This window comes from Kamptonema animale CS-326 (assembly GCF_028330895.1).
Taxonomy (GTDB): Bacteria; Cyanobacteriota; Cyanobacteriia; order Cyanobacteriales; family Microcoleaceae; genus Kamptonema; species Kamptonema formosum.
Map to the genome: position 1 here is coordinate 1 of NZ_JAQMUA010000317.1, position 7,714 is coordinate 7,714.

Sequence of the window (7,714 nt, forward strand, 5' to 3'; positions counted from 1 at the left end):
AACCGATTAGTTGGCGATCGCCACTACCTACCGGCGGAGTTCATAGGGTTGAAGCTAGGGCTACGTACCGTTAGCGCGATCGCCCCTGAAAATAGTCTGTAGTTGTTCTACTGTACCTCATAACATCCGGAAGTGCTGTATCCCTAGTTTGTCACTCTAGGAAGAGTAAAATAGAAAGAGAAGTCTAAATGGGAGACATAGACGATGATACAGCCCAAAGTTCCACAACCTACCATTAGTTTCATCGATCAATATTGTGGGAGTTATCAAAAAATATTTCCAGAAGTTAGAAGCTATGAAGCGTTTAAGCAAATTATTATGGGGATTTTGACACCAAGCAAGAGAAAAAGTTTAGTAACACTATCTAAAATAATTGGATTAAAAAATAGTCAATCATTGCATAATTTCTTAACACAATCGCCCTGGAAATCGGAAGAATTAAGAGCCCAGAGACTAAAAATTATCTTTAACTGGTTAAAAGAAGAAGCAATTGACATTATTATAGATGAGACGGGGGATCCGAAAAAAGGAAATAAAACTGAATATGTAGCTAGACAATATTTAGGAAGGCTAGGAAAAGTAGACAATGGGATTGTAAGTGTCAATATTTATGGAGTTAGAAATGGTATAACATTCCCATTATTGTTTGAAGTTTACAAACCAAAATCTCGACTAAAATCAGGAGATAAATATCAAAGCAAACCCCAAATAGCTGCTAGATTAGTGGAACAATTAGTTAGTCAAGGGTTAAAAATTAGATATGTACTAGCTGATAGTTTGTACGGAGAAAGTGTCACAAATTTACTGAGGGTATTAGAAAAATTGAAATTGCATTTTATGGTAGCAATTAGAAGTAATCATGGAGTCTGGATGCCAGAGGAGGAGGAGGTTAAACAGAGTTCTTGGCAAGAATTTGACCGAATATTAAGTAAAGGTCAACAACAAAAAAGATATGTGTGTGAGATAATATTTGGTCAAAGTAATAAATATACTTATTGGTATCTAACAACCGATCCCGAAACATTACCAGTCAATAGTACATCTTATGTAATGACTAATATTGACAAAATTAAATATCAAGATGTAGGCAATATTTATGGAGAAAGAACTTGGATTGAATATGGATTTAGACAAAGCAAATCTGAATTAGGTTGGTCGGACTTTCATGTAACTAAATATAATGATATTGCTAAATGGTGGGAAGCTATTTGTTGTGCTTTTCTATTGGTTAGTATGAGGGCTACTTCAACTCAGCCTTCGGAATTATCTGACTTATCAACTTGTCAATCTGAACTGAATAGTTATCTAGCTGAACATCCAGACTGGGATTTCAATCAAGGCTGGAAATCAATGCTAAATAATATGCAATTACTATTATTACCACTATTAGCCCTCAAATTAGTTAAACCTTGGTTGAAGGTTTTTGAAGATCCTCTATTAGTTAGTAGCTTTAATACTTTAATTGGCCTGGTTAATCTCTGTGCTAATGCCTTAACAGGGACTAAACTAAATGCTATTCACCAATTTTCTTCTTCCTAGAGTGACAAACTAGGGGTATTTTGAGGTAGCGATCGCACTCCTCGTAAGGACTGTGTAAAAATAATTTTAAGTCTCGCTATTCGCTTAGAATAGTCAGAGTCATTAGGAGGAAGAGTCCACAGAAAATGTATGTGTTCTGGTAAAACAACAGCCCCTGTAATTTCAAAGGGTCTTTTGGCTCTAACTGCTGCTATAGCTAAGCGTAGTCGAGATACATTTTCTTGGTTTAAAAATAGTGGTGTGCGATTATACGTTACTAAGGTTAGGAAGACTGTGCTACCAGGTAAGTACATTCGCCGATATTCAGCCATAGATTCGTCTTTATATTTACAGTAAGGTGGGCGCTTTATATTTACTGTAACCGTAAGGTGGGCGCTGCTGTCCTTAATTTATGGCTAATACTCAAGGCCCATCGCAGCAGCGCCCACCCTACATAAAGCCTACATGAACTCACGGGGGTCGGTTACATAGCCAGTCAGCGCAGATGCGGCGGCTGTATAAGGCGAAGCTAGATAAACTTGCGCTTCTTTATTCCCCATCCGGCCTGGGAAATTCCGGTTAGTTGTAGAAACACAAATTTCCGGTTCATTTAACCGCCCAAAAGTATCCTTTGGCCCACCTAAACAAGCTGCACAAGAAGGGGCTGCGGGTTCGATACAACCAGCAGCTAAGAAGATTTCTGATAAAGTTTGACCTTCATGTTTAAGGCTAAACAAATCTTCGTAAACCTTCTGAGTTGCAGGCACTAAATAAGTCGGAACTTTGACTTGATTGCCTTTAATAAGTTTGGCAGCATGGAGGAAATCGGAAGTTTTGCCGCCAGTACAAGAACCGATATATACTCGGTCAATTTTTACATCGCGGCAATTTCTGGCTAAGTCGCGGTTATCGGGAGAATGGGGCTTAGCAACTACTGGTTCTAATTTGCTGACATCGTAGGTGCGATCGCTATAAAATTTAGCATCGCCATCGGTGTAAACTGCCTCAAAAGGTTTCGATGTCCGGGCGCGAACGTATTCAAATGTTGTCTCATCTGGGGCAACTGTACCATTTTTACCGCCAGCTTCGATCGCCATATTGCACAGCGTCATCCGTTCTTCCATTGTCAGGCGTTCCACTGCTTCGCCCGCAAATTCCATCGTCCGGTAATTCGCACCAGCAACGCCAATATCACCAATTATTTGCAAAATTAAGTCTTTTGCTAATAAATAATCGGGCATTTCGCCATTGAGGACAAAACGCATAGTCGCGGGTACTTTAATTAATAGTTTGCCCGTTCCCAGGATAAAAGCAGCGTCGGTGTTGCCGATACCGGTGGCAAATTGTCCGAAAGCGCCGGCGTTGCAGGTATGGGAGTCCGTACCGAAGAGGACTTCGCCGGGGCGAGTGTGGCCTTCTTGGGCGAGGGCGACGTGGCAAACGCCTTTGTAGTCGGGATTTGCCTTAAAATTGGAGCGATCGGTGATGTCGTAGAAGTATTTAATGCCTTGTTCGCTGGCAAATTCGCGGAGAATATCGACGTTGCGGTTAGCGCGTTCGTCGTTGGTGAAGATGTAGTGGTCGGGAATTAGGACGATTTTCTCGGTGTCCCAGACTTTGGCATCTGCGCCAAATTCCCGTTTGAATACGCCGATGGTACCGGGGCCGCAGACATCGTGGGTCATTAGCAGGTCTACGTCAACCCAGATGTTTTCTCCTGGTTCTACACTAGGCCGCTGAGATGCTTTGGCTAAGATTTTTTCCGTGAGGGTCATTCCCATATCGCGATCGCTCTTTTTTGATACTGGCTATCTGTATTGTACGAAAGATATTCAGATTATAGAATCTAAAGAGTTTCGCTAAATTTCTGAGAAATTCAAAAGGGCAACGGCGAGATGAGCGATCGCACAGCAGCGAGTCCAAGTCAGGTTAAGGGTTGAAACTGAAGAGCCGATGTTGTAAGCTGTCGGCTATGTAAGTATTTGGTTGCAGAATTGGAATCGCGATCGTTTTAGCTAGCTATGTGCTAAATCATCTGAATTCTGGAGGAACACAATGTTTTTGGGAATCTTGCCGACCTTGCCGATTGTGTTTATTGCACTTTGTTTGGCATCGATCGTTATTCCTCGTCGCGTAGAAGCTGAACTTAAGAAGTTTCTGGAGAGAAATACGACAATTGCTGACGAAAAAGCTTTGAATGAATATAAGTCTGTTGTACGAGAGTGTATGCACCTAACCCTTGCCATGATGGGAGTTATATGTACTGCTCTGTTTGTATTTGCTATACTTGTTTGGCTCAAGGGTATGTTAGCTGCTCCTTTAATCTCATTTTTAGGAATTGCTATTAATTTTAGTAATCATAAAGAGATAGGTAAGCTTGAGGAAAAGGCGCGATCTCTTACCTGTGCCAACCGCAATCTTCAGTATAATTACCAGAAAATTTCTAAAATTTGGGTTAAAAATGCTCTCCCTAACTTTAAAGTACCAGGTGATTCAAAGCTATTATCTCAGAAAAAATTAGCTGCTGCTTATCGTGCTGTATATGCTGTTGGAGTTCTAAGCATTTTTCTAGGATTACTAGCAACTTTTTTCAGAGACCAGGTTCCAGATGGAATAGTTCTAGGAATCGGCTTTTTCGTTTTCGGTGCATTGTATATACTTCTCGGCTTTTTTGTACAGCGCAAGTCGATTATCGCTTTGGGTATCGCAGTCGCATTTATGGTACTGAACGCCGCCACTGGGATCTATAATTTGTTTCAAACAGGCTCACTAACAGGTTTAATTATTCCTTTTATCTTCTTCGCCCAGACATGGCAAGGGTTTCAAGCTATCCAAGAACTCAAGCGACATACCTAACGCAGTAGTTAAGTTAACCTATGCGATAGTTTAAGATTTTATGGCTAATATTCAAGACCGATAAGTAATGGAACATATAAATTAAATGTAGGGTGGGCGCTCGCCTCAATCATCTATCGCTTTACTAACAAGCTTAAAGTGGCGAGCGCCCACCTTACACACTGAATTTCTGAGATAAAAAAAGCGATCGCTCATCTTTCAATGCAGAGCGATCGCGATTCCATTACCTACTTTGTGCAGCAATGCTTACCATCTTTGTCTGTGCAGCTAACAGGGCAAGTAGCAGCACTCAGTAGTATTTCTTTAACTTCAATGCCAACATTATTTGAAGAGCGATTAGCAATCAAAAACCAGATTGAATTAGAGGTAAATGCAATAAAAAATGCCACAGAAATTTTTAAAACAATAGTAGAGTTCATTGCTCGTTTCTCCTTGAGTTTTAGTTGGTTAATAAAGGGGAAAGCGAGTTGGCCAATCGCGTTTTGTGGTGTCTAGAATTTCAACCTCCACATTTCAATCATCGGGGAATTACCAAAGGCTTTTAGCTCAATCGATGGTTCAGGATTTGGTTCAGTTGCGTCCCTAGCATCGATCCCGAGCGGTTCACTGTTTGGCTCACCGCTCAGGCCATCGCCTTTTGCAAATATCTGCTACACATTAAAAATTTATTCAGCCATACAAAATCGCTAAGTGCCATGAGAAACAAGCACTTAGTGAATTACTAAGTACGGATTAATAAAATTATGAGTAGCATTTCTATAAGAAAATGCTGAGATGTAAAGATATAAGCGATCGCATAGATCGCCGATACTCAAAATCAGCTAAAATCCTGAGTAAAAAGAACTCTGGCAAAGAAAAACAATGGTAAGTTCACTTAGGATGTCCAAAGAAGGACTAGAAATCGTTGAGCAAGCCAGAAAAAAGAAAGGCTGGACAAAAACGGCTGCTGCTTGGTGTACAAAAGCTCTAACCACAGAAGCGACACTAAAGCGATTTTGGCGGCAAGTTGCCATACAAGAAGAGACTTTCACCAAAATTTGCGAAGTCGTAGGCGTGAACTGGGAAGACGTACTTGATAAGAATCTGTCCCCCGGAACCACGCGCGTAGACTGGGAAGAGCCAATTGATGTATCAGTTTTCTACGGCCGCACTAAAGAACTTACTGACCTAGAAAACTCGATTTTGAAAAATCGGCTGGCGGTACTGACAGGGATGGGGGGAATTGGGAAAACGGCTTTAGTGGGCAAGGTTTGGGAACAGATTAGAGGTAAAGGTGAGTTTGATTACGTGATACAGCGATCGCTCCGTACCTCTCCCCTCCTCTCAGAACTCCTCAAAGATATTGTCGAATTTCTCTCAGACGGCGAACAGCAGGAAGGCGGAATTTCTCAACTAATGGAATATTTACGCAAGCAACGCTGTCTGCTGATACTCGATAGTGTAGAGACAATAATGAGTAAAGACAAAACTGGGGGAACTTTTCGTCCAGAGTATCAGGATTATTCGGAGCTAATTAAACGGGTAAAAGCCGAGCAACATAAAAGTTGTTTGCTGCTCCTCAGTCGCGAACGACCACCAGAGACAATCTGGTTTAGAGGAGAAAAAGTTGGGTTTTTAGCACTCTGCGGTTTGGAGAAAGAAGCACAAGAACTACTGAAAGCACAAGGTTTATCCGGAACTGATAAGGATTTAGATACCCTCAATAAACTTTACGGAGGGAACCCAGGTTCATTAAAGCTAATTTCTGCACTAATTCAAGAATTATTTAACGGGCGAGTAACTGACTATCTGAAATCAGGTACTATTGTTGTTGTTCTGAGCGAAATTTTAGATCAGCACTTTTCCTATCTGTCCGAATTGGAAAGACAGATTATGGTTAACCTAGCAGTGAATAGTGAGCCGAGTTCGCTATCACAATTAGTAGAGGAGATAGCGCCGCCATCAAAATCAGAATTGATGCAGGCTGTGAAGTCCCTAATTGACAGCTCACTAATTGAAAAGATTTGTACAGAGGATAGCGACGTTACTTTTACACTCCAGCCTGAAGTCAGAAAGTACGTTAAAAGAAAATTTGCCAAGTAAATTTATATTACTATTTAAAATTGAGGATTGACGAAAGCTTGAGAAAACCAGAATCTAAAGTTTTCGTTCAGTAAGAAAATGAATAGTTAAATAATAAACTTAGCTAATCCTAAATATTGAATACCTTCAGGCGTGACTTCAAACCGACAAGGCAAAACTTCCACACCCTCCAGAATTGCCTGTCTTAATAACTCGCCATAAACGCGATCGCAACTATCACCAGGAGCAAAATCCGTACAGTCTCCGCGATTAATAAAATACAGCATTACCGCTCTCGCACCCTGTCGCACTACCTCCATCAATTCTTTTAAATGCTTTTGTCCTCTCTCTGTTACTGTGTCAGGAAATAAAGCCAATTCTCCTTGTGCAAAAGTAGTATTTTTTACTTCCAAGTAAATAGGAAAATCACCGCCATTGAGCAAAAAATCTATCCGACTTTTTTTATCTTTGCCATAAGCCACTTCTGGCAAAATTACGCTATAATTGTCTAATGGTAATAATTGTGATTCCAAAGCTAACTTGACAACTCGATTTGGCAGAGCAGTATTAATTCCCACCCAAGTTGGTACAGTATCGCAAACTTGAATTAATTCCCAAGTATATGCTAATTTGCGTTTAGGATTGTCGCTGTGGGATACTAGCACGGGATTATTGGGAATACAAACTCCTGTCATCGGGCCAGTATTGGGACAGTGTGCAGTGATTATTTCTCCAGAAGCTAGTTCAATGTCAGCGAAAAATCGCTTGTAACGCTCGATCAAAATTCCGGGATATAAAACGGGATATTTATAAATAAAATTTGTCATTGGTAATGGGTAATGGGTAATTGGTAATATTAGCCTATTAATATTGTTTTTGTTTTGTCATTGCGAGCAAAGCGAAGCAATCGCATAGACTACTATTTTTGTGGGTCATTGTTCACTATGCCAGGACTTAGGCACGATTACGTAACGCCGCCATCCTAGCAGTGATTTTACCGCGCCTGTTGGCGGCGTTACGGATACTTTTGCGTCAATCCTGTATGTTTTCCAATCCCATAGGCGGGAGATTGCTTCACTTTGCTCGCAATGACAGATAAAGATAACGAATATGATACAACAGTTAACAGTTAACAGTTCTCATAAAAACCTCACGGGAGCTTGGAAACCCAGTGGCTTTAGCCCTGGGAGGAAAAGGGACGCGGGATACTTTAGCGTCCCGTCAAGACTCTTAAAATCCATAGTTGTATCCATCCTTTTGATGAATAGAAAAACAATAT

Annotated in this window: 7 protein-coding genes; 3 read left to right on the forward strand and 4 right to left on the reverse strand. The window is 40.8% G+C overall.

The features are described from left to right. The first annotated feature begins 204 nt into the window (after positions 1-204). Entirely contained in the window at positions 205-1,539 is a 1,335-nt protein-coding gene (locus PN499_RS18225; RefSeq protein ID WP_272033516.1) for an IS701 family transposase, read from the forward strand. Here the strand turns inward: PN499_RS18225 and PN499_RS18230 are convergent. Together PN499_RS18230 and PN499_RS18235 are read right to left on the reverse strand one after the other, a co-directional pair. After that, positions 1,536-1,850: an REP-associated tyrosine transposase gene (locus tag PN499_RS18230; protein WP_272033517.1), complete on the reverse strand. Its 315-nt coding sequence runs from the start codon at positions 1,848-1,850 to the stop codon at positions 1,536-1,538. The two genes, PN499_RS18225 and PN499_RS18230, sit on opposite strands and share 4 nt — an antisense overlap. A 129-nt stretch (positions 1,851-1,979) precedes the next feature. Continuing rightward, the gene (locus PN499_RS18235; protein ID WP_272033518.1) at positions 1,980-3,299 is read right to left on the reverse strand and encodes a 3-isopropylmalate dehydratase large subunit; all 1,320 of its coding nucleotides are present in this window, start codon (positions 3,297-3,299) and stop codon (positions 1,980-1,982) included. A 274-nt stretch (positions 3,300-3,573) separates the two neighbouring features. On the opposite strand from PN499_RS18235, the gene PN499_RS18240 reads away from it, so the two are divergent. Next, on the forward strand, positions 3,574-4,374 hold the full coding sequence (locus tag PN499_RS18240) for a hypothetical protein (protein WP_272033519.1): 801 nt from the start codon (positions 3,574-3,576) through the stop codon (positions 4,372-4,374). Positions 4,375-4,601: 227 nt separating this feature from the next. On the opposite strand, the gene PN499_RS18245 is transcribed toward PN499_RS18240, so the two are convergent. Then, positions 4,602-4,793 (reverse strand): hypothetical protein, encoded by a 192-nt coding sequence (locus PN499_RS18245; RefSeq protein WP_272033520.1) that lies wholly within the window; start codon positions 4,791-4,793, stop codon positions 4,602-4,604. 442 nt (positions 4,794-5,235) lie between these two features. On the opposite strand from PN499_RS18245, the gene PN499_RS18250 reads away from it, so the two are divergent. Continuing rightward, positions 5,236-6,456, forward strand: a complete 1,221-nt coding sequence (locus PN499_RS18250) for an NB-ARC domain-containing protein (protein WP_272033521.1) — start codon at positions 5,236-5,238, stop codon at positions 6,454-6,456. An 86-nt stretch (positions 6,457-6,542) separates the two neighbouring features. Here the strand turns inward: PN499_RS18250 and sfsA are convergent, their stop codons facing one another. After that, positions 6,543-7,262: a DNA/RNA nuclease SfsA gene (gene sfsA / locus PN499_RS18255; protein WP_272033522.1), complete on the reverse strand. Its 720-nt coding sequence runs from the start codon at positions 7,260-7,262 to the stop codon at positions 6,543-6,545. Positions 7,263-7,714: the final 452 nt, after the last annotated feature.